At 36.9% G+C, this 20,097-nt stretch carries 19 protein-coding genes, 1 pseudogene and 1 riboswitch; of the genes and pseudogenes, 11 read left to right on the top strand and 9 right to left on the bottom strand.

Annotation, left to right across the window (positions count from 1 at the left end; genetic code table 11):
* Window positions 1-61 precede the first annotated feature (61 nt).
* Window positions 62-1,174, top strand: a complete 1,113-nt coding sequence (locus HXV90_RS13645) for a mandelate racemase/muconate lactonizing enzyme family protein (protein ID WP_269897428.1) — start codon at window positions 62-64, stop codon at window positions 1,172-1,174.
* Window positions 1,175-1,185: 11 nt separating this feature from the next.
* A pseudogene (locus HXV90_RS13640) lies at window positions 1,186-1,868 on the top strand (GNAT family N-acetyltransferase).
* Window positions 1,869-1,929: 61 nt separating this feature from the next.
* Here HXV90_RS13640 and HXV90_RS13635 read toward each other — a convergent pair.
* A complete protein-coding gene (locus HXV90_RS13635) occupies window positions 1,930-2,640 on the bottom strand; it encodes a Fe-S oxidoreductase (protein ID WP_004229768.1) in 711 nt (236 codons plus the stop codon).
* Window positions 2,641-2,759: 119 nt separating this feature from the next.
* On the opposite strand from HXV90_RS13635, the gene HXV90_RS13630 reads away from it, so the two are divergent.
* Window positions 2,760-3,191, top strand: a complete 432-nt coding sequence (locus HXV90_RS13630; protein ID WP_054549066.1) for a DUF4395 domain-containing protein — start codon at window positions 2,760-2,762, stop codon at window positions 3,189-3,191.
* 260 nt (window positions 3,192-3,451) lie between these two features.
* Here HXV90_RS13630 and HXV90_RS13625 read toward each other — a convergent pair whose 3' ends face one another.
* From HXV90_RS13625 to HXV90_RS13615, 3 genes are all read right to left on the bottom strand, one after another.
* Window positions 3,452-4,414: a DMT family transporter gene (locus tag HXV90_RS13625; protein ID WP_269897427.1), complete on the bottom strand. Its 963-nt coding sequence runs from the start codon at window positions 4,412-4,414 to the stop codon at window positions 3,452-3,454.
* Between the two features lie 160 nt (window positions 4,415-4,574).
* Window positions 4,575-5,804: a peptidase T gene (gene pepT, locus HXV90_RS13620; protein WP_269897426.1), complete on the bottom strand. Its 1,230-nt coding sequence runs from the start codon at window positions 5,802-5,804 to the stop codon at window positions 4,575-4,577.
* 90 nt (window positions 5,805-5,894) lie between these two features.
* Window positions 5,895-6,545, bottom strand: coding sequence for a lysoplasmalogenase (locus HXV90_RS13615; RefSeq protein ID WP_103117364.1), 651 nt, complete (start codon window positions 6,543-6,545; stop codon window positions 5,895-5,897).
* Between the two features lie 132 nt (window positions 6,546-6,677).
* Here HXV90_RS13615 and HXV90_RS13610 point away from each other — a divergent pair, with 132 nt between their 5' ends.
* Window positions 6,678-8,357, top strand: a complete 1,680-nt coding sequence (locus HXV90_RS13610; RefSeq protein ID WP_112117199.1) for a tripartite tricarboxylate transporter TctB family protein — start codon at window positions 6,678-6,680, stop codon at window positions 8,355-8,357.
* A 41-nt stretch (window positions 8,358-8,398) separates the two neighbouring features.
* Here the strand turns inward: HXV90_RS13610 and HXV90_RS13605 are convergent, their stop codons facing one another.
* Complete coding sequence (locus HXV90_RS13605; RefSeq protein ID WP_269897425.1) at window positions 8,399-8,824, bottom strand: hypothetical protein; 426 nt, start codon at window positions 8,822-8,824, stop codon at window positions 8,399-8,401.
* 204 nt (window positions 8,825-9,028) lie between these two features.
* Window positions 9,029-9,760 (bottom strand): class II chromate reductase ChrR, encoded by a 732-nt coding sequence (gene chrR / locus HXV90_RS13600; protein WP_048393273.1) that lies wholly within the window; start codon window positions 9,758-9,760, stop codon window positions 9,029-9,031.
* 368 nt (window positions 9,761-10,128) lie between these two features.
* Here chrR and HXV90_RS13595 point away from each other — a divergent pair, with 368 nt between their 5' ends.
* Window positions 10,129-11,652 carry a succinyl-CoA:acetate CoA-transferase ScpC gene (locus tag HXV90_RS13595; protein WP_048393275.1) on the top strand — a complete coding sequence of 508 codons (1,524 nt, stop codon included), beginning with the start codon at window positions 10,129-10,131 and terminating at the stop codon, window positions 11,650-11,652.
* 73 nt (window positions 11,653-11,725) lie between these two features.
* Here HXV90_RS13595 and HXV90_RS13590 read toward each other — a convergent pair whose 3' ends face one another.
* The gene (locus HXV90_RS13590; RefSeq protein ID WP_269897424.1) at window positions 11,726-13,198 is read right to left on the bottom strand and encodes a DASS family sodium-coupled anion symporter; all 1,473 of its coding nucleotides are present in this window, start codon (window positions 13,196-13,198) and stop codon (window positions 11,726-11,728) included.
* 195 nt (window positions 13,199-13,393) lie between these two features.
* Window positions 13,394-14,026: a glycerol-3-phosphate acyltransferase gene (locus HXV90_RS13585; protein ID WP_112117201.1), complete on the bottom strand. Its 633-nt coding sequence runs from the start codon at window positions 14,024-14,026 to the stop codon at window positions 13,394-13,396.
* Window positions 14,027-14,181: 155 nt separating this feature from the next.
* Window positions 14,182-14,295, top strand: a riboswitch (SAM riboswitch).
* A gap of 117 nt (window positions 14,296-14,412) precedes the next feature.
* On the opposite strand from HXV90_RS13585, the gene HXV90_RS13580 reads away from it, so the two are divergent.
* The 3 genes from HXV90_RS13580 to HXV90_RS13570 all read left to right on the top strand — a co-directional run bounded on the left by HXV90_RS13580 (window position 14,413) and on the right by HXV90_RS13570 (window position 17,880).
* Window positions 14,413-15,714 (top strand): O-acetylhomoserine aminocarboxypropyltransferase/cysteine synthase family protein, encoded by a 1,302-nt coding sequence (locus HXV90_RS13580; RefSeq protein WP_269897423.1) that lies wholly within the window; start codon window positions 14,413-14,415, stop codon window positions 15,712-15,714.
* Window positions 15,715-16,046: 332 nt separating this feature from the next.
* Window positions 16,047-16,430, top strand: coding sequence for a hypothetical protein (locus HXV90_RS13575; RefSeq protein ID WP_269897422.1), 384 nt, complete (start codon window positions 16,047-16,049; stop codon window positions 16,428-16,430).
* 463 nt (window positions 16,431-16,893) lie between these two features.
* On the top strand, window positions 16,894-17,880 hold the full coding sequence (locus tag HXV90_RS13570) for a homoserine dehydrogenase (protein WP_269897421.1): 987 nt from the start codon (window positions 16,894-16,896) through the stop codon (window positions 17,878-17,880).
* A 59-nt stretch (window positions 17,881-17,939) separates the two neighbouring features.
* Here HXV90_RS13570 and HXV90_RS13565 read toward each other — a convergent pair whose 3' ends face one another.
* The gene (locus HXV90_RS13565; protein WP_004229745.1) at window positions 17,940-18,170 is read right to left on the bottom strand and encodes a MerR family transcriptional regulator; all 231 of its coding nucleotides are present in this window, start codon (window positions 18,168-18,170) and stop codon (window positions 17,940-17,942) included.
* 155 nt (window positions 18,171-18,325) lie between these two features.
* Between HXV90_RS13565 and HXV90_RS13560 the strand changes: the two genes are divergently transcribed.
* From HXV90_RS13560 to HXV90_RS13550, 3 genes are all read left to right on the top strand, one after another.
* Window positions 18,326-19,189, top strand: a complete 864-nt coding sequence (locus tag HXV90_RS13560) for a DMT family transporter (protein ID WP_269897420.1) — start codon at window positions 18,326-18,328, stop codon at window positions 19,187-19,189.
* A gap of 76 nt (window positions 19,190-19,265) precedes the next feature.
* Window positions 19,266-19,958: a response regulator transcription factor gene (locus HXV90_RS13555; RefSeq protein WP_048393287.1), complete on the top strand. Its 693-nt coding sequence runs from the start codon at window positions 19,266-19,268 to the stop codon at window positions 19,956-19,958.
* Complete coding sequence (locus HXV90_RS13550) at window positions 19,936-20,091, top strand: hypothetical protein (RefSeq protein ID WP_155483369.1); 156 nt, start codon at window positions 19,936-19,938, stop codon at window positions 20,089-20,091. Before HXV90_RS13555 ends, HXV90_RS13550 begins: the two co-directional genes overlap by 23 nt.
* Window positions 20,092-20,097: the final 6 nt, after the last annotated feature.

Genomic DNA, 20,097 nt, shown 5'->3' with positions numbered 1-20,097 from the left:
TTTTTTTAAACATTTAGCGACGTATTAGCGACAACTTTAACGACAGAGGAGACTGATTACGATGAAAATTAAACAAGTAGAAATTTCTGCTATACATTTACCACTAATTGATCCATTCATCATTAGTTATGCTACATATGATACAATGCCTTCCATTATTTTAAAAGTAACTACCGATACAGGTGTGGTAGGGTATGGTGAAGCTGTTCCTGATGAACATGTAACAGGTGAATCATGGGAAAGTACATATGCTGTACTAAAACATCAGCTAGTCCCAGCTATTATTGGGGAAAGTCCAATGGCCTTTGAAAAACTACACGATAAAATGAATAAAGTTGTGAAAGATGTACCAGCAGCAAAAGCAGCGATCGATATTGCTTGCTTCGATATTGCTGGAAAAGCCTTAGGGGTACCTGTATACCAACTTTTAGGTGGACGTTATCATGAAAAATTCCCAATCACACATGTACTAAGCATTGGAACACCTGAAGCAATGGCAGAGGAGGCAGCTAATCGAGTAGAAATGGGCTATCGCTCTTTTAAAATGAAGGTAGGTACAGAGGTACTTCGTGATGTAGCCCGTATAAAAGCGGTACGTGAGCGAGTAGGCGAAGACATTGCTATTCGAGTGGATGTAAATCAAGGTTGGGGTAATGCAGCCACTACTTTACAAGGTTTACGTGCTATGAAAGATTTAAATATCAATTGGCTAGAGCAACCTGTCGATAGCGAAGACATTGATGGAATGGTGGAAATTAAATCAAAGTCTGATGTGACATTAATGATTGATGAAGGACTACGAGGCGTACGTGAAATGCGTGAAATTATAGCCAAGCGTGCAGCAGATAAAGTAAATATTAAATTAATGAAGTGTGGTGGCATCTATCCTGCTATGAAGCTTGCTGTTATGGCGGAAATGGCAGGAATTGAATGTCAAGTTGGTTCCATGGTAGAGTCGTCAGTTGGTTCTGCTGCAGGCTTCCATGTAGCATTTTCTAAGAAGATTATGACGAGTGTAGAACTAACGGGTCCATTAAAATTCTCAAAGGATGTTGGGAACTTACATTATGATGTACCATTTATTTGTTTAAATGAAAAACCCGGATTAGGGGTAGATGTAGATGAAGCTGTCATCCAGGAATTATGTAAGTTTTCAACTGTTGTCACAGCCTAAGGAGGCGTAATATGGAAATTATCTATGATGGTATGCTTGGTGAGACACCGTTTTTTGTTATAAAATTAACACTCCAACATTTACAACAAATTGAAGAGCTACAAGTTGAGGTTTATGAAGCTTTAGCAGACCAAAGTATCCTACAACCCTTAAGCACAGAGGAATTTGAGTATATTTTAAATGGTCATGGAATGATGATGGGTGCTTATGTAGGGGAAGAATTAATCGCCTTTCGTGCACTGTTAAACCCGCCAATTGATGAAGAACACCTTGGCTATGATTGTGGGATTGCAGAAAACGAATTTCAACGTGTTTTATATCAGGAAATATCGAATGTTTCACCAAAATATCGAGGTTACGGATTACAGAAAACATTAGCTACAGTAGTGATGGAAAATATCGATTTAGAAAAATACGATTATGTTTGCTCCACTGTAAAGCCATATAATATTCCGAGCTTAAAGGATAAATTCTCGCAAGACCTCGTTATTAAAGGATTAAAAATTAAATATGTAGATAAGCTTCGTTATATTTTTATAAAGACTTACGACAAGAGATGTCCCCGAATTTTACTGAAAAACAAGTGATATCGATGGGAGACACAACTGCGCAACAGCAACTTTTAAAACAAGGTTTCCTTGGCACGTCTATGTTTGAAGAAAACAACGATTGGTTTGTAGTATACGAAAAATAAAGCACAAAGCCTTACCATTCACATGAATTTGTGGAAGGTAAGGCTTTTTTAAAAGGCTCTATTATTTTTTCATTGGGCAAAAACCACAAGCCATTAAACCTGGGATATCTTTAGAAAAACAGCATGATTTTCTTACAGGAACGTTGACTAAATTAGTCGGGCTAAGACCACCTGTATATTGTGCCCACCAAGATTTATTGGAGAAGCGTGCCCATGTTTTTGGGTCCTCTAAAGCCTCAATATCCTCCATGGCTTGATCGGCTAAGCCAGGATTAGATAATAATATATGATAATGCCATAGCAAATAGCCGAAGAAATTTTCCCAAATGGTAAGGGGGGAGATGGAGGTTACTTTACGAAGCTGTTGGACAATGACATGGCCATCGTAAAGAATTTTCTCAATAACAGCTTGGCGTTCATCTTCCTCAACGTAGCGCCAATCATTTGGATTGGCAAACATGGCAACAGTAAAGCTATTAAATTCCTTTGCAGCATCAAAACGCAATTCAAGTGGCTTACCATCCCATACTTCGTCATAAGCGGCAAGCATATAAAATTGCATAGCAAAAAACATTCCATAGCGGCGTGCAAAGTGAGAAATAGCTGCTGTTTCTGTTGCTGCATCTGTTATACCCATCATAAGGTTTAAAAAATCAGGATGGTAAAAGTCTTTATGTATATCAGCTAAAGTAAATAAAGTCCGCTTAGGTTCAGTTGTATAAATACTGTACGAGTTTAATTGTTGAACTTGATCCATTGTTAAAGCTGGCATAGTTATCCTCTTTTCCTTTGAACATCTGTTAACTTCATTATAAAGTAATCATTTTTGCTTCACAAATGGAATATCATGTAGTAAAATACATTAAACATATCAGAAAAGTGGGTTTTAGGGTGTCGCAACTTCATACAATTCCAAGACCACTTGTTAGACTGAACCAGTGGACTATTCTTCTGAGTGTCATTTTATCATGGGTAACAGGAATTACCTGGATATTAGTAATTCCACTAGCTGCAAATTTACTAGGTATTTTATGCAACTATAACCCGATACTTCGTGTAGGGAAGCTCTTTTTAACAAAGGCTCCATCTACATATATACCAGAGGATGCTCAGCAGCAAAAATTTAATTCAAGTATTGCTAGCCTTTGTTTAGCAGCTGGTTTATTAGGTTATCTGTTACATTGGCAGGTTGTTGGTCATATCTTTACTGGCCTGGTTGCAATTGCATCGGCCATCGCAATAGCAGGCTTTTGTATAGGCTGTTTTTTACATTTTCAGTTGAAGCAATGGCAGTACCGACGCTCATTAAAAAAATCTTTTTGAAAAAGTAAAAAAATTATAAGATTATGATTGACATTTTAATTGATAATGATTATCATTATCGTATAAAGATTATTCCTCGTCTACAATACAGTGTAGAGAGGATGAACTTTAGCTACTTTTCTCCAGAAGTTTGCTAGTTCATGATTACGCTCCTAAAACCCCCCTCATTTTTTGGGAACGTGAAAATCTCAGACGACTTATTCTAAATTTAGAATAGAGTCGTCTTTTTTTTGTAAAAAAACAGCCCATAAAATGGACTGCTAAGAAGTTGTGTTTTGTTGCACAGCATTCTTTTTCCCGATAATCATTGTATAGTAACTATGTAATAGCATACCAACAATGATAACTCCGAGACCTGCAAGTGCAATAGGGCTAGGGAAGGCGATTCCTAATAGTAATACCTCACCTATAATAACGAAAAGAATTTCTGTTGACTGAGTTGCTTCCACAGCAGCTAGCTTGCCTTGATGGTCTCTTACGCGATCCGTTGCTATGAAAAATAAAACTGTTGCTATAACGCCTGAGCTAATTCCAACAAGCAATGATTGAAACATTTGACTTGCTGAGGGAAGTCCTACTGTAAGAACGGCATAAATAGCTATGATGATCCATGCTGGCATTGAAGCAATGGTCATTCCTAACACCCGCTGAAAAGTATCGATTCGGCCCCCACAAACTCCCATCATTTTACGATTGCCGAGAGGGTAAGCAAAAGCTGCAACGATGACAGGTAAAATACCAAGCATTAAACTTCTAAACGATACTGATTGTGCATGAGGTATTTGTATAAGCAAAATACCTACTAAAATGACGCATGAAATAAGCAAGGATATGAAAGGTATTTTTTGTCGCACTGTTTTACCAGCAATGATCGATACAAAAAGAGGAGCTAATAATACACCAGCAACGATTGTAAACTGCCATGTACCTGAAACCAACCAACCTGGACCAAAAGCAGCAGCAAATGTTAATGGCGCGTAAAATAAAACAAATCCAACAAAGCTCCAAAGTAGCCATGCTATAGGCTGTGCTTTTATTTCACCAGAAAGCTGTGAAAAGCCCTTACGATAAAAGACAATGATAAGCAAGAAAGGGAGCATAAAAAAATAGCGTAATGATGCACTCCATAGCCAACTACCACCTTGCATTTCCATTGCGTGATTTAAAATAAATGTCACGGCAAAGAAAAGGGAAGCTAAAATACCTAATGCAATTTCTTTCATAAACATCACCTCAATTTGAGTTTATAACCTCAAACCCTTTATGTAATTTGAAAATTCAGTATTTATGGCTGAAAAAATTACGAAGAGAGGAAAAACCCCTCTTCGTAGCTATGAAAATTTTTCATGATTCCTTTGGTAAGCTCACTCAAAATAAAAACTGTTATTTTGCTTGCTGTTCAAAAAGCTGAACGATTTCTATGATAACTTGAGTTGCTTTTTCCATTGTTTCAGCGGATACAAATTCGAATTTGCCATGCATGTTTTCGCCACCAGCGAAAATATTTGGTGTCGGTAGGCCCATATAAGATAATTGTGAGCCATCTGTACCGCCACGAATTGGCAGGGTATTCGGTGTAATATCTAATTTTTCCATTGCAGTACGTGCAATGTCAACAATTTCTTTTACAGGCTCAATTTTTTCACCCATATTGTAGTATTGATCTTCAATGGTAATACTCAGTGCATGCTCACCAAATTGTGCTTGAATTTTAGCTGCAGCATCACGCATTAATTGTTTTTTCTCTTCAAACTTTTGGCGATCATGGTCACGCACGATATAAGATAGCTCAGAATGCTCAAGAGCCCCTTTAAAGCTCATTAAATGAATGAAACCTTCATAACCTTCTGTCTTTTCAGGAACTGCGTCAGCAGGCATTTCATTTTGGAAGGCAATAGCCATTGTAATAGCATTCACCATTTTATTTTTTGCTGAACCAGGATGGACGCTAGTGCCTTTTGTAATTACTTTTACGCCAGCGGCATTGAAGCTCTCGAATTGTAGTTCGCCAAGTGGTCCACCATCCATAGTATAGGCATAGTCTGCACCGAAAGCGGCGACATCAAATTTATGTGGTCCACGACCGATTTCTTCATCTGGCGTGAAGGCTACACGGATTTTACCATGCTTAATAGTAGGATTTTTAATGAGGTACTCCATTGCCGTCATAATTTCAGCAATCCCTGCCTTATCATCAGCGCCTAATAAAGTAGTACCATCTGTTGTAATAAGTGTTTGGCCTACATAGTTTTTAAGCTCTGGGAAGTCAGTCGGAGACATAACTAAGTTTTCGTTTAACTGAATATCTCCACCATCATAATTATCTACACGCTGTGGCTTCACATTTGTGCCTGTATAGTCAGTAGCTGTATCAACATGGGCTAAAAAGCCGATAGTTGGTACTTCTTTTTCTGTATTAGCTTCTAATGAGGCAAATAAATAGCCATTTTCATCTAATGTAATGTCTGTTAAACCAATTTCGGCAAGTTCGTCTTTTAAAACATGTAATAGGTCAAATTGTTTTTGTGTAGAAGGAGTTGTTTCGCTTGTGAAGTCTGATTGTGTATCAATTTTTGCATAGCGTATTAATCGCTCAATTACTTGTTCTTTCATAAGTATGGCCTCCTAATGTATATATGTTAAAATTCTTTGTGCTTTCACAAAGCCGATTCCAGGCGCAATTATGCCTTGGCATAATCGATATTATTGTAACACTTTACTTCGGATTTCGGAATATTGAAGGATACTTAAAGCAATAAGTAATTGGGCGCTATAATAAGTCAGCATGATAATTTCATGAGAAAATGCTAGTGGCATGACAAATTTGTTAATAGCTAAATAAGAATCAGATGCAATAAATAATATTGCACCACTTGTTGCCAGAGTAGATCCAGTTTTAATAGCTGTCCATCCCATTGTGAGTATCACAGAAATGTAGGCGATTACTGCAATACCAAGTATGGTTTCACCTGTTTTAAAGACTGATCCCGCAATCCATATAGCCATACTTGCTCCATAGAGTAATAATAGTATTTTAGCCCAAGTTGGTACATGCCGCTCATTTGCAGTAGTGAAAGCAAAAATATAAAAGATATGCCCGATAAGAAAGCTAGTTAGACCGATTAAAAACCACTGCAATGTATAGTCTCCAATCATGCAGAATACAAGCCCAGCAATAATCAAAAGTTGGTATTTTTTAATATGTAATGGCTTCTGAATCGCAGCTAAAATAATGATGAGCAACATAGGAATCACTTTAAAGATGAGTTTTAAACTTTCAGCAATATGGGAAAAGAGAAAAATATAATAAAGACCCAATAAAATAATGACACTGATTAATAATTTTTTTAACAAATTTTTCAGCTCCTTTCCTTTTGAAATTCAATATTTATGGTAGAATTCCTTTCTGTACAACGTATGTATGAAACTTTTTTAGTATGTAACCGTAAAGTAAGTAGTGAGAAAGAAGAAGAGAGGATGAACCAAATGACTAAGCTACTGATAGCTTCAGCAGTCATTGCATTGATCGCAAGTGTGCTAGTGACACCGCTTATTACGAAGAAGCGAGAAGATGGACAATCGAAAAAGGTAATAGGATACTTTTTTATTGGAGTCTTCGTACTAGGGTTTTTAGCCACAGGGATTACGTTATATGTAACAAAAATTGATGTAAATTGGCTTGTTTTTTGGCCTGCTATTATTTTATTAACGTTAGTGGGTGCTCTGCTAGCAAGTGGTATCGAAAGGAAAATAAAAGGTGTTTTATTTTTAGCAAGTCTAGGTGTAGCTGTGTATGTTTTATCAGCACCTTTATGGAATGCTAATGAAAAATTTAAGTCATCCGAAATGAAGGAAGAAGTTGAAATAAAACCATTCGATGAGACACAAACACCTGCAAGTGTACCACCGAAATTTGCTCGCAATAAAATGAAAAAGGCTTTCGGTCAAGTGCCAAATACGAGCTACTATGAATTAGGACGCTTACAAATTCAAAAAGTGAAGGGCGAATATGTTTATATCGCACCAGTTGAATTTTCTGGATTCTTTAAATGGATGAACGGTGGTACAACACCTGGTTACTTCATAATGAGTGCTACAGATTCTGCGGATAATCCTAAATTTATAAAAGAGGAAATGAAATATGTACCTTCCGCATATTTAAATGCTAATTTAGAACGTCATATTCGTTTACAACACCCATTCCTTATTTTTTATGGTGACGTACAGCTGGAAGTAGATGATGAAGGAAAGCCATACTATATTCGCTCATATGGGGAATTTATTTCTGCGCGTAATGGCTTTGATGTAAAAGGAATTGTCTTGGTTGATGCGCTGACGGGGAAATCAGAGGTCATTAAACTGGATCAAATACCTGAATTTATTGATGGTGCTGTATCACCAGAGACAGTAAGTTTACAAAACAGTTATTTCGGTAATTATGTACATGGTTTTTGGAATAGTATGTTTGGTAAAAAGGATGTAAAGATTCCTTCTGATGAAGGAACAGAATCGAATGTTAGCCCGATTTTCGATGAGAAGGGTGATATGTATTACTTTACAGATTTTACAAGTCCTAAAGAAGGTGTAGATTCAATGTTAGGCTATTCACTAACAAACGCACGAACAGGGGATGCAACATACTATACAGGTAATCAAGACTCAAGTTATATGGATTCACAAGGTAATTTACAAATAATAGAGAAGAAATTTATTGAGAAAAAGTGGAGTGGCGAAATGCCAGTGTTGTATAACTTTTATGGAGAAGCGAGCTGGCTGACAGCGGTGCTAGATTCCAATGGTTTCTTACAAAACTATTTTATTGTTTCTGCAGCCAATCCTGAAATTTCCGTTTACGCTACTACTCCTAAGGAGGCATTGAAATTATATAAAACAGCCTTAAGTCGAGGAGGAAATACTGTAGATGGTAGCTCAAGTGCTGAGGAAAAACAAATAAGTGGTAAGGTATTACGTGTATATAAAGAACGTCTAGGCGATTTTACAACTGTATCTTTCTTATTAAACAATGGTGAAAATTATTTAGTGAGTGCCGAAACAGAACCTTTAGCAATTTATTTACAGGAGGGTGATGAGGTAATACTCACTTATGGAGATACAGGAGAGCAGTTCCTACCAGTTCGCTCTCTTATAATTAGAGGACTACAATAAAAGAACAAAAGACGATCTTGTTATTACGAAGATCGTCTTTTTTATGTAGCTTGCCCTTGAACATAGGTAAGCATCTTTTCTCTATGGTTCATAAATAGTCTTTTTGCATGATCATTTAGTGTAAAGATTTCTTGTATATACCCCTGTAACAATTTATCTTCATATTCAAAAGCATGGCTTTGAGTGTTTTCTAAAATATAGGATAATAAAAGAGCATGCAAGACAACTACTTCTAAATTCTGTGTATTCGTAACGAATTTTAAATTGAGTATAGTAGTATGAGAAACGAACTGATTGACATAATCAATGGGTTTTTTATATACTTTCAAATCAATATGTGGCTCGAGTCTTTTTCTTAATTGGGTGCATTCATTATTTAAGTCTTCAATTTTTAAGAATAAACCTCTTACACTTCTCTTATGCTGTTGTTCTAAGGTGCGAGCAAGATGTTTATTGATATTGGACATTGTTTCTAAAACTCCTTTCTTTAATAGGTATCATTTATTAATATGAATGGAATAGCTGGAAAAGGAAAGAGTCTTTTCGTTTAATTTAAGGTTAGATTTATAGAAGTAATTGTGGCAATATCCCTAGATTGAATATATATAGGTAATATTTTTATGTAAAAAATGGAATTATTATCATACGATAGTAACTCCATTCTCGTTAATTTATTTCCAATTAAACCCTTTAGTTGCTAAAAACTCTTTGATATGCGGACGTCGTTGTTCAATTAAAAAATCAGCCATCTGTTTTGTCCAGTTATCAATTTTTCTGTTAGACGAACGGCTGTTATAATATATTTCCATTTCCTCGTTGTAGGCTGGTAAAAGTTCTTCATATTTTTCAACATTGTATTCATTTTCATGTAATACAGCAGATACAGGTAAACGAGGTTTTACCTCATTGCGACGTGCAGGAACGCCGATTGTTAGCCCGAATAATGGGAAAACATGGTCAGGCAGATTAAATAATTCACTGATTTCAGAAGGTTTATTGCGTACACCTCCAATATAGCAAATGCCATAACCCATTGACTCTGCCGCAATAACAAAATTCTGTGCAAACAATGATACATCTGCTACCCCGACAAGGACATTTTCAGCTGAATCAGCTACAATATCCACTCCTTCTAGTTTCCCAGCCATTTGAAGTCGCTTGAAATCTACGCAAAAAACAAATGCCCCACCTGAAGTTTCATATTGACGTGGATTACCAGAGAGTAAGCCTAATTTTTCCTTTTTATCTGCATCTGTTACCCATATTACACTATAGGCTTGCACAAAATGTGATGTTGCAGCCATTTGTGCTGTTCCAATTAAATCTTCAATGATTTCTTTTGAAATCGGTTCTCCATCATAGATGCGTACCGAGGAATGGCTACGTAATAGTTCTTTAACCATTAAAAACTCTCTCCTTTGTGTCTGTTCTATACCTTGAGCATAGCACGCTTTTCTAGCAAAATCGAATAATGAGGAACAAAAAGTTATTTATAAATAATTTATAAATGACGAAATTATCTCGTAAAGTAAAATATTTCATTTGATATAGATTAAATATTCTAAATAGTATAAAATTATAGAAGCGACTGTTTATTTGGTTGTGCTACCAAAAAATTACATGATCTTTATTCACAAATGTTTAGACAGCATTAGCTATTAGGTAATGAAATCCTCCTGGAATAAAGATACATTCTCTGACGGATGTCACAGATTTACTGGAACCAAATATGCAAGTTGAACAAAAATAAAGTGGAATGGAGGAATAGGGAATGGAAGAAAAGTTAGCGAAAAAGCTTCGTCATGAACAATTACGAAGCAAGGTTGTAACAGCAGAAGAAGCAGCTTCTTGGATTAAGGATGGCATGGTATTAGGGATGAGTGGATTCACACGTGCTGGTGATGTAAAGGTTGTACCTCTTGCACTTGTAGAGAAAGCAAAAAAAGAGGATTTTCAAGTAGATGTCTTTACAGGTGCATCACTTGGACCTGAGGTAGACCAATATTTAGCAGAAGCAGGGGTCATACGTAAGCGCGGTCCTTTCCAAGCAGATGCTGGCATTCGTAATAAAATCAATAGCGGTGATATCACATTTGTCGATGCCCATCTTTCCCATAATGCTGAGCTTGTTCGTCAAGGCATTATTGGACCAATTGATTTTGCGATCATTGAAGCGGCTGCAATTACAGAAGAAGGCTTATTAATTCCTACAACTTCAGTTGGTAACTCTCCCATTTTTGTGCAAGAAGCAGACCAAGTCATCATTGAATTAAACGTAGCACAGCTTGATGCATTAGAAGGTATACATGATATTTATGTACCTGCACAACAAGGAAAACGTGATCCAATTCCTTTACAGAATGTCTCTGATCGTCTTGGTATAATTGGAATTCCACTAGATTTAGATAAAGTAAAAGGCATCGTCATTTCGGATATATTAGATGCGCCATCAACGATTGTCCCTGCAGATGAAGAGACAGATGTTATGGCTAATCACTTATTAAATTTCCTACGTGAAGAGATTAAAGTAGGTCGCTTAACAACAAGTTTGCGTCCAATTCAATCTGGGGTAGGTTCAGTAGCAAATGCTGTATTGCTAGGCTTTAAAGACTCTGAGTTTGAGAACTTAGAAGTTTATTCAGAAGTTCTCCAAGATGCAGTATTTGAATTAATGGATGCAGGGAAAGTGAATTTTGCATCTGCTACTTCTATTACCCTTTCTGAGCAAGTAGGAAACCGTGTTTATGGGAATTTTGAAAAATATGCTGATAAATTAGTGTTGCGCCCTCAAGAAATTTCAAATCAGCCTGAAATTATTCGTCGACTCGGATTAATTTCAGTGAATACGGCATTGGAATTAGATATTTACGGCAATGTGAATTCCACACATGTTTCTGGTACAAAGATGATGAATGGTATCGGAGGGTCTGGTGACTTTGCTCGTAATGCACGTTTAGGAATTTTTGTAACAAAGTCTTATGCTAAGGGTGGAGATATTTCGAGTATTGTCCCAATGGTCTCACATGTGGATCATACGGAGCATGATGTTGATGTCATTGTAACTGAACAGGGCGTAGCAGATTTACGAGGACTTGCTCCAAAAGAACGAGTGGGACTTATCATTGATAATTGTGCACATCCTGATTATAGGGAGCAGCTTTGGCAGTACTTTAATGATGCCAATGAGGCAACGGGTGGACATCACACACCACATGACCTAGAAAAAGCACTATCATGGCACGTTAACTATGCGAAAAACGGTACGATGAAGGACCCTGCTTTTACGAAACAATAGTCTTATCTTAAAAGCCTTGAAGGACAGATAGTCTGTTTCTTCAAGGCTTTTACGTTTTAATTTAATGAAAGTTCTATAATAATCCAATCCATTTCCAATAAGTTGCAGAGAACAAAAGTACGAGAAGGAAACCGATAATGGTTAATGGAATTCCAGATTTCAAGAAATCCTTTGTTGTAAAGGAGCCTGTACCATAGGCAAGCATGTTTTGTGGTGCACTAATTGGTAATAGGAAGCCAAAGCTTATGACGAATTGTTGCACAATAACAAAACCAACTTGATCAACATTAGCCGTTAATGTGGAGGCTAAAACAATAAACACAGGTATAAGTGCTGAGGCTAAGCTAGTTGCGCTTGCAAAACCTAAATGAATCAAAATGTTAAATAAAGTTACGAGTGCGATGGTTGCTAGTAAAGGCATAGTATCTAGCCCAAGTGAACCAAAAACTTTATCTGATAACCATGCAGCACCTTGCGTATTTAGTAAAATGGTTCCTAACATAATGCCTACCGCAAAGACGATAATTGTCCCCCATGGAATATGAGGCTCAACTTCCTTCCATGAATACACACCGATTTTAGGCATTAATAGAATCGCGATAGCAATAATTGTGACTGTTGTCGTATCAAATGGATGTAGCTTCCCTTCAGTTGCCCAGAAAAATAGTAAAACTACGGATGTAATGATTAAACGAATTTCAGGAGCCTTTAATGGGCCAAGCTCTGCAAGCTGTTTTTTGATGACCTCTTTACCACCTTCGATATTGCTAGTCTCAGGTTTAATTAAAGCAATCATAATGAAAAATAAAAAGATCGACATAATAATTGAGAAGGGGGCTGCATAAAGTAGCCAAGCACCCCATGAAATATCCACATTAAATTGCTCTTGGATAAAGTTTAAAGCCACCATATTTTGAGCTGCTGCAGTTTTAATACCAATATTCCAAATGGAAACGGCTTGTACCGAAGTAATAACTAATAAGGCAGCAAGCCGACTATCACGTGGTAAACCAAATGCTGCCACCATTCCAAGCAAAATCGGTACTACTGCGCCAGCTCGTGCTGTAGCAGAAGGTACAAAAAATGCGAGGACGATAGAGACTAAAATAGCGCCAAATACGATAGCTTTTGTTTTCGTTCCTACCAGTGAAAGAATCCAAAGTGCAAGTCGTTTATGTAGATTAGTAATTTGCATTGCTGCCGCTAGAAAAAGAGCTGCTGCTACTAAAGCAACGGCAGAATTACTAAAGCCACTTAAAGATAATTTTAATGCGCTAGCTGTTCCTAACTCTGTAGTTGGATTATCCATTGACGGAGCGAGTCCTAGTAAAACAGTTACTAGTGCAATGATCATGGCCGAGCTCACAGGATATGAAACGGCCTCTGTAACCCAAAGGATGACTGCAAAAGCTAAAATGGCTAAAGCTCGTTGCCCAGCTATAGGTAAATCACCATTGTTAGGTAAAAAGGTAATAATGATTAGTAACGCGAATGCCAAGCCAATCCATAGTGGCTTTAAATTAAGTTTTGTAGCTTGTGAAGACATATTTTCTCATCCTTTCTACGATAAAAATGACGATTATTATCCATAACATCGGCCTGTATAATGTTTTATTGAGATAAGAATATGTCTATTTTATTGTAGAAAAAAATCTATGTGAAAATGGTGTTTTTTACAGCAATATGAGTAGATAAAGAGAAAAAATACGGTCACAAAAAATACAAAAATATCCATTAAATATTATTTCTTTTTCTTAAAGGCAGAAGTTACTTTAGGCTCTGTTCCATTGACTAATCGTTTAATATTTTCGAGGTGCAGGATGATGGCTATGCCAAAAAGAAGAAGAGCTATAATGGTTGGGCCAATGCCAGGAATCCATAAATAAGTTGCTGTACAAAACACGAGATAAAATTCTAGAACACCTACAATTAAATAATTTGTTGCAAAGGATAAAATAACAAATAAAATAAGTGCAAATAAACCAATCTTCCAATCAACAGCAAGTAAAATACCAATGATGGAGGCCGTTCCTTTCCCGCCGTTGAAGCCCATGTAGAAGGGGAAATTATGACCTAAAATAACCCCAGCAGCCATAATATAAGTAAGCAGCCAAATTTGTTCTTCTGTTAAATGAATAGCGTCCGCTAGATAAAAATGTGCACCTATAATAGCGACAACGCCTTTGCCTATATCAATGAGGGCTACTAAAACGCCATACTTCCAGCCAAGGGAAAGAGTAGCATTAGAGGCACCAGCATTACCGTGGCCAGCCTTTTTTAAATCAACCCCCGATAAAAATTGAGCCACTTTAGAGCCGTGAATACAGCCTATTAAATAGCCAATCATAAGAAAAATGATCACGGCCTTTACCATAAAAATACTCCTCTCAAAATTTTTTCTAAAATAGTGTATGCGTTCATATTACGTATAAGAGCAGACAGAAGTTTCGGAAAAAATAAAATTTACATGTTGACAGAAAAAAACTCTATGTTTATACTGTGTAACAACGATGGAAATTGAATCTCATACTCTTATCAAGAGCGGCGGAGGGATAGGCCCTATGATGCCCGGCAACCAGTAAGCAATGAGCTTACTAAGGTGCTAATTCCTACAGATTCTTACTTGGATCTGGCAGATAAGGGGAGGAAAACTTGCAACCGCAACCCTCTTCTTAGCTGAAGAGGGTTTTTGTTTTCTACAGAAAAATCCTCCTCATCTCCGGTACCATCGTAAAAAAAATAACCATTTGGAGGTACACAATGACAAATTTTAAACCAGAAACATTGCTGTTGCATGGTGGTCAAGAGCCAGACCCAGTGACGGGATCTCGCACAGTTCCAGTCTATCGCTCAACTGCTTTCGTATTTAAAGACACTGCTCATGCGCAACGTCTTTTTGCCTTAGAGGAAGCAGGGAACATTTACACACGAATTACCAACCCAACAGTTGATGTATTTGAAAAACGTGTGGCTTTATTGGAAGGTGGAACAGCAGCAGTAGCACTTTCATCTGGTGCAGCAGCTATCGCATTTTCCTTTTTAAATCTAGCTGGAGCTGGTGATGAGATAGTAGCAGCTAGTTCTTTATATGGTGGTACGTATAATTTATTTGCTAACACATTACCAAACTATGGTATTAAAACAATTTTTGTAGATGAAACAAACCCAGAGAATTTCAAAGCAGCGATTACTGATAAAACAAAAGCTGTCTTTGCAGAGGTTTATGGTAATCCAAGTTTAAAGGTTTTAGATATTGAGGCAGTAGCTAAAATTGCACATGATAATGGTCTACCATTAATTATTGACAGCACGTTCGCTTCTCCTTACGGTTCTACACCTATTGAATACGGCGCAGATGTTGTAGTTCATTCAGCAACTAAATGGATAGGAGGTCATGGTACAACTTTAGGGGGCGTTGTTGTAGACGCTGGTAAGTTTGATTGGACTAGCGGTCGATTCCCTGGTTTTACTGAACCAGATGCCTCTTACCATGGTCTACGTTATGGAATTGATACAGCTTCTGCTGCCTTTGCTACAAAGCTACGTGTACAACTATTACGTGATTTTGGTCCAACATTAAGTGCTGATGCTGCCTTTAATTTATTGCAAGGGTTAGAAACGCTTCATCTGCGTATCCCTAAACACAATGAAAATGCATTGGCAGTGGCTGAGTATTTACAAAACCACCCATTTGTGGAGTATGTAAATTATAATGGCCTAGAAGATTTTCCGACACATGAGTTAGCAAAAAAATATTTAAGAAATGGCTTCGGTTCAGTGCTTACATTTGGCATAAAGGGTGGACGAGAAGCTGGGCGAAAGCTTATTGATAGCGTGAAATTATTTTCACATGTAGCAAATGTAGGTGATGCAAAGTCATTAATTATTCATCCAGCTTCCACTACTCATCAGCAACTATCAGCAGACGAATTAGTTCAAGCTGGTGTAACCGAGTCGCTCATTCGCTTATCCATCGGTTTAGAGGCAGTAGAGGATATTATTGCTGATTTAGATCAAGCCATTACACAGGCTACAACAACTGAACAAACAGTAGAAGCTTAAAGTTTAAAGAAAATGGTAAGATGTTGTGACGTTAACGTATTTTCTCATTCGATTAGCCTCATTTGGTAATGCGTTAAACGTTGCTACATCAATCTATTACTGCACCCGTTAATTATCAGAACCTTATAAAAAATAATACCAAGTAATTTTATATGTATTATTGACTTTGTTAAATCCATGTTATATACTAGGAAATAAGTTAACAGTACGAAAATTTTTTTAAAAAAGGTAAATGTTTTCATAAGTGCTCCCCCACTTTTGAATATATAGAAGAGTAGTTGCCTAGCCAGTGACTACTCTTCCCAAAAACTGATGATAAAGGAGTGTTTAAAATGGGTAACATCTATAGTGCGCAAAACATTGTATCCTATCTAATATATGAGCTAAATGAAGGGCATGTATTTGTCAACAATAAATCCATTCAACACCTTCTTACATCAGTCGAAAGAAAATGGCAGGAAGTATTTGGTCATACAGCATTTCAAGAACATGTTTTTACTGAAAAGGACTTTACTGTAAAGGAAGTATTTGAGGCATATGAACAGTACGGTGTGAGCCATATCTCACTTCCTGCGACAGAGTTTTACTTGAAGTATGGTACATTTCAATTAGTGGAACGTACGTATGCAATACCTAATTTTACAGAAGAAGAGATTAATCTTGTTCAACAAGCTTTAGCACAATATCGTTATCAATTGCTTTCAAAAGCAAGTTAAAACCCCCTCATATTTTTAAGCTCATTCTCTGCTGCTACAGGGAATGAGTTTTTTCTTTAAAGGGATTGTTATGAGTGTCTGAGCATACATATATATAATAGAAGAAAGACATTCATATATTGAAATGTAAATAGTCAATATTTGTTCAAATCTTATAGATTGATTAATAAAACGTATAATAAAGGGAATGAAACCGATTTCTTTTGCACATCTAGAGAAAACAAATGTCCTTCCTAGAAAGATTTTTCTTGTGCAAAGCGTGTATTTGCGTTACAATTTTCTTTAAGTTAAATTTTGAATTATTTGAATTTGTGTGTGTCCTAACACATATAGAAATAGCGAAACTCATACAAAGAGAGTTGTTGGCTAAAGACTGCGGTGGGTGTCAAATTGTCATGACACAACCCCATGGAAAATTAGCTTTAATGAAACTGCGGAATGTAAGTTGGAGGGAATAACAAGAATGGCAACTATAAAGGCAGCGATTTTAGGATTTGGAACGGTAGGTCAGGGGATTTACCATATTTTAAATGAAAAACGAGAAGAGCTAAAAAATAAATTAGGTATTGAATTAGAGGTAGCGAAGATTTTAGTGACAGATGCTAGTCGTGAACGTGTACCAGGTACAGCACATTTAATGACAACAAGTATGGATGAAGTCTTAGCAGAGCCAGGTATGCAGGTAGTGTTTGAAGCAATTGTGAACGAAGAACCTGCATACAGTTATTTAAAGCGAGCGGTGGAACATAAATGTCATGTTATTACTGCCAATAAAGTGATGTTTGCCAAACGAGGTTTGGAGTTGCAGGATCTTGCAAAAGCTAATGGTGTTTTTGTAGGCTATGAGGCTACTACCGCTGGTGGCGTACCTGTTATAAAAACAATGAAAAATATCTTACTTGTAAATGATGTAAGTCGTATACAAGGTGTCTTAAATGGCACATGTAATTATATTTTAACAAAAATGCGTGCACAGGGCTGGTCGTTCGAAACAGCTTTAAAAGAGGCACAAGGCTTAGGTTATGCCGAAGCAGATCCATATAATGATATATCTGGGCAGGATGCATTTAAAAAATTAATGATATTAAGTGCCTTAGCTTTTCGTGAGCAGCCAGACTGGTCAGATGTAGAGGTAATTGGGATCGATAGTATCTCTGCTGAACAAGTTCATGAAGCATGTGAAAAGGGTCTTCGTTACCGCCATGTTGCTGAAGTGGAAAAACTAGCTGACGGTAAGATTATTGCAAAAGTAGGTCCTCAACTAGTTGATAAAGAGCATCCACTTTATCCAGTCGATGATGTGTTCAATGCGGTGGCATTAGAGACTAACTATATTGGTACATTAACATTAATCGGTCCTGGAGCAGGGATGTATCCAACAGCAAGTGTCATGGTAGAAGATTATGCTGAAATCATTGGGAAAAGAGCAGGATTTGTTGTGACAATCTAATAAAAGCTTTAAAAAAGGCCCGCCATTCAACAATGTTCAATTGTATGAATGGTGGGCTTTTAGTCTTCATCTTTGACGTCTATGTCCTCTGGAATAGGAGTAGCACGCCAAATTTCAATTTCCTCTTTTATACGTTCCAATTGTTTAAAATAAGTGCTGAATTGTCCACTATTGATTAAAATTTGTTGGCCATCGTAAACAGAACGGATGCGTCCTTCGTAAATTAGACGCATTACTTGATCCTCAGGCATACCAAGATCAATAGCTGTCTCTTCAATTGATTTGTACATACGATTCGCTCCTTTTACTGTTTTTATTATAACGTCCATTCATGAGAAAACATACTATTGGAATTAAAAGAAAAGTAAAAATGATAATTGTTTGATTTTGGATAAATATGTATGATTAGTATGGAGAAAGATGTGAAGCGGGGATGAGCTGAAAAATGTTAAATTCATTGTTTGTATTACTAGCAGCTATTCTATGGGGAATGACAGGTACTGCCCAGACATATTTGGATGAAGAGGTATCTCCAATAGCTGTAGCCACGATTCGTTCTGCAATTGGTGGCAGTTTATTATTAGCTATTACGATTATAATGAGGAAAATTAATTTTTTAAGGTGGTCATGGAAATGGACAATTTTAGCTGCGGCTAGTATTGCGTTTTTCCAAGGTCTTTTCTTCTCATCCATTCGTCTAACAGGTATAGCCATTGGAACTGTTGCTACTATTGGTAGTGCACCAGTGTTTTCTGGTGTATTAGAGTGGCTAGTATGGAAAACACGTCCCACAGCAGTATGGGGACTTGCTACATTGATGGCCATTATCGGATGTCTTTTATTGTTTATGAATAATGGAGAGGAGTCTGTTCACGTTGGCGGATTCACATTAGCGCTTTGTGCAGGTTTATCCTTTGCATTTTACACAAACATAAGTAAAAAATTAATGGCACAAGAAGAAGCGTTACCCGCAGTTGCTATGACATTCTCCATTTGCGCTTTGTTTTTACTGCCGTTTTCTATACAAGGTGGATTTTCCTGGTTAGTAAATGTGCACAACTTATGGACAATGTTATTTATGGGGATTATGTGTACAAGCGTAGCGTATTTCCTGTTTTTAAGTGGACTACAAAAAATTAGTTCATCCACAGCTGTAACACTTTCATTAGCAGAACCATTGACTGCTGCAATTCTTGGTGTGTTTTTAATTGGAGAACACTTAAGTATAGTTTCCTGGCTTGGAGTAGCGATGCTTTTAGGTGGCATTGTTGTTTTAACATTGGGTGGGAGAAAAAAGCTAAAACCTTAAGAAATTCTTCATTTTTATAATAGCTGGTTTTTAAGATTTAAAAGATACACTTATATTTGAGAGCGAGGTGTATATCATGACGAAATTAACAGTTCTTGTTACAGATGACGATCAAGATATTCGTGATGGTATTGAAATCTATTTAAAAAATGAAGGCTATCATGTCATTAAAGCAGCAGATGGCTTAGATGCATTAAAAAAGCTAGAGAACAATGAAGTACATTTAATAATTTTAGATATCATGATGCCAAATATGGATGGAATTACAGCAACCTTTAAAATTAGGGAAGAGCGCAATATTCCCATTATCATGCTGAGTGCAAAGGCGGAGGATGGCGATAAGATTCATGGATTATCGGTTGGAGCAGATGATTATGTAACAAAGCCATTTCATCCATTAGAGCTGTTGGCACGTGTAAAATCTCAGCTGCGCCGTTATGTTCAGCTAGGAACGTATAGTGAGGGAGCTACAAAAGTGGAAATAGACGGACTTATTCTTGATGAAGAGGCAAAAGAGGTTGTACTAGAAGGAGAACCAGTTCGACTAACCCCGATAGAATATAAAATTACAGAACTATTAATGAAAAATGCAGGGCGTGTGTTTTCGATTCGTGAAATTTATGAACGTGTTTGGAATGAGGAAGCTTATAATGCTGAAAATATTGTAGCTGTTCACATTCGGAAAATACGTGAGAAAATTGAAGCTGATCCGAAAAATCCACGCTATCTAAAGGTGGTATGGGGCGTTGGCTATAAAATGGAAAAATAAATTAGAGAAGTATATGACTATTGCTGGATTTATTGCAGGTGTTATTGGGCTTATCTATTTTGGAATTTATGCCTATCAAATCGTCGATTCTCGCTCCTCAGAGGTTTTACAATTGTTAGAAAGAATTTTTTAGAGGAGT

The organism is Lysinibacillus sp. JK80 (assembly GCF_027557635.1).
In the GTDB taxonomy this organism is placed as follows: Bacteria; Bacillota; Bacilli; order Bacillales_A; family Planococcaceae; genus Lysinibacillus; species Lysinibacillus capsici.
This window is presented reverse-complemented; position numbering and strand designations above follow the sequence as displayed.

What these genes read in the sequence shown, in the direction of transcription:
- HXV90_RS13575 (WP_269897422.1), top strand. Translation starts at nt 16,047, where the DNA reads ATGGGTAACATCTATAGTGCGCAAAACATTGTATCCTATCTAATATAT.
- HXV90_RS13635 (WP_004229768.1), bottom strand. Translation starts at nt 2,640, where the DNA reads ATGCCAGCTTTAACAATGGATCAAGTTCAACAATTAAACTCGTACAGT.
- HXV90_RS13595 (WP_048393275.1), top strand. Translation starts at nt 10,129, where the DNA reads ATGGAAGAAAAGTTAGCGAAAAAGCTTCGTCATGAACAATTACGAAGC.
- HXV90_RS13570 (WP_269897421.1), top strand. Translation starts at nt 16,894, where the DNA reads ATGGCAACTATAAAGGCAGCGATTTTAGGATTTGGAACGGTAGGTCAG.
- HXV90_RS13645 (WP_269897428.1), top strand. Translation starts at nt 62, where the DNA reads ATGAAAATTAAACAAGTAGAAATTTCTGCTATACATTTACCACTAATT.
- HXV90_RS13580 (WP_269897423.1), top strand. Translation starts at nt 14,413, where the DNA reads ATGACAAATTTTAAACCAGAAACATTGCTGTTGCATGGTGGTCAAGAG.
- HXV90_RS13555 (WP_048393287.1), top strand. Translation starts at nt 19,266, where the DNA reads ATGACGAAATTAACAGTTCTTGTTACAGATGACGATCAAGATATTCGT.
- HXV90_RS13610 (WP_112117199.1), top strand. Translation starts at nt 6,678, where the DNA reads ATGACTAAGCTACTGATAGCTTCAGCAGTCATTGCATTGATCGCAAGT.
- HXV90_RS13625 (WP_269897427.1), bottom strand. Translation starts at nt 4,414, where the DNA reads ATGAAAGAAATTGCATTAGGTATTTTAGCTTCCCTTTTCTTTGCCGTG.
- HXV90_RS13605 (WP_269897425.1), bottom strand. Translation starts at nt 8,824, where the DNA reads ATGTCCAATATCAATAAACATCTTGCTCGCACCTTAGAACAACAGCAT.
- HXV90_RS13585 (WP_112117201.1), bottom strand. Translation starts at nt 14,026, where the DNA reads ATGGTAAAGGCCGTGATCATTTTTCTTATGATTGGCTATTTAATAGGC.
- HXV90_RS13560 (WP_269897420.1), top strand. Translation starts at nt 18,326, where the DNA reads ATGTTAAATTCATTGTTTGTATTACTAGCAGCTATTCTATGGGGAATG.
- HXV90_RS13565 (WP_004229745.1), bottom strand. Translation starts at nt 18,170, where the DNA reads ATGTACAAATCAATTGAAGAGACAGCTATTGATCTTGGTATGCCTGAG.
- pepT (WP_269897426.1), bottom strand. Translation starts at nt 5,804, where the DNA reads ATGAAAGAACAAGTAATTGAGCGATTAATACGCTATGCAAAAATTGAT.
- HXV90_RS13590 (WP_269897424.1), bottom strand. Translation starts at nt 13,198, where the DNA reads ATGTCTTCACAAGCTACAAAACTTAATTTAAAGCCACTATGGATTGGC.
- chrR (WP_048393273.1), bottom strand. Translation starts at nt 9,760, where the DNA reads ATGGTTAAAGAACTATTACGTAGCCATTCCTCGGTACGCATCTATGAT.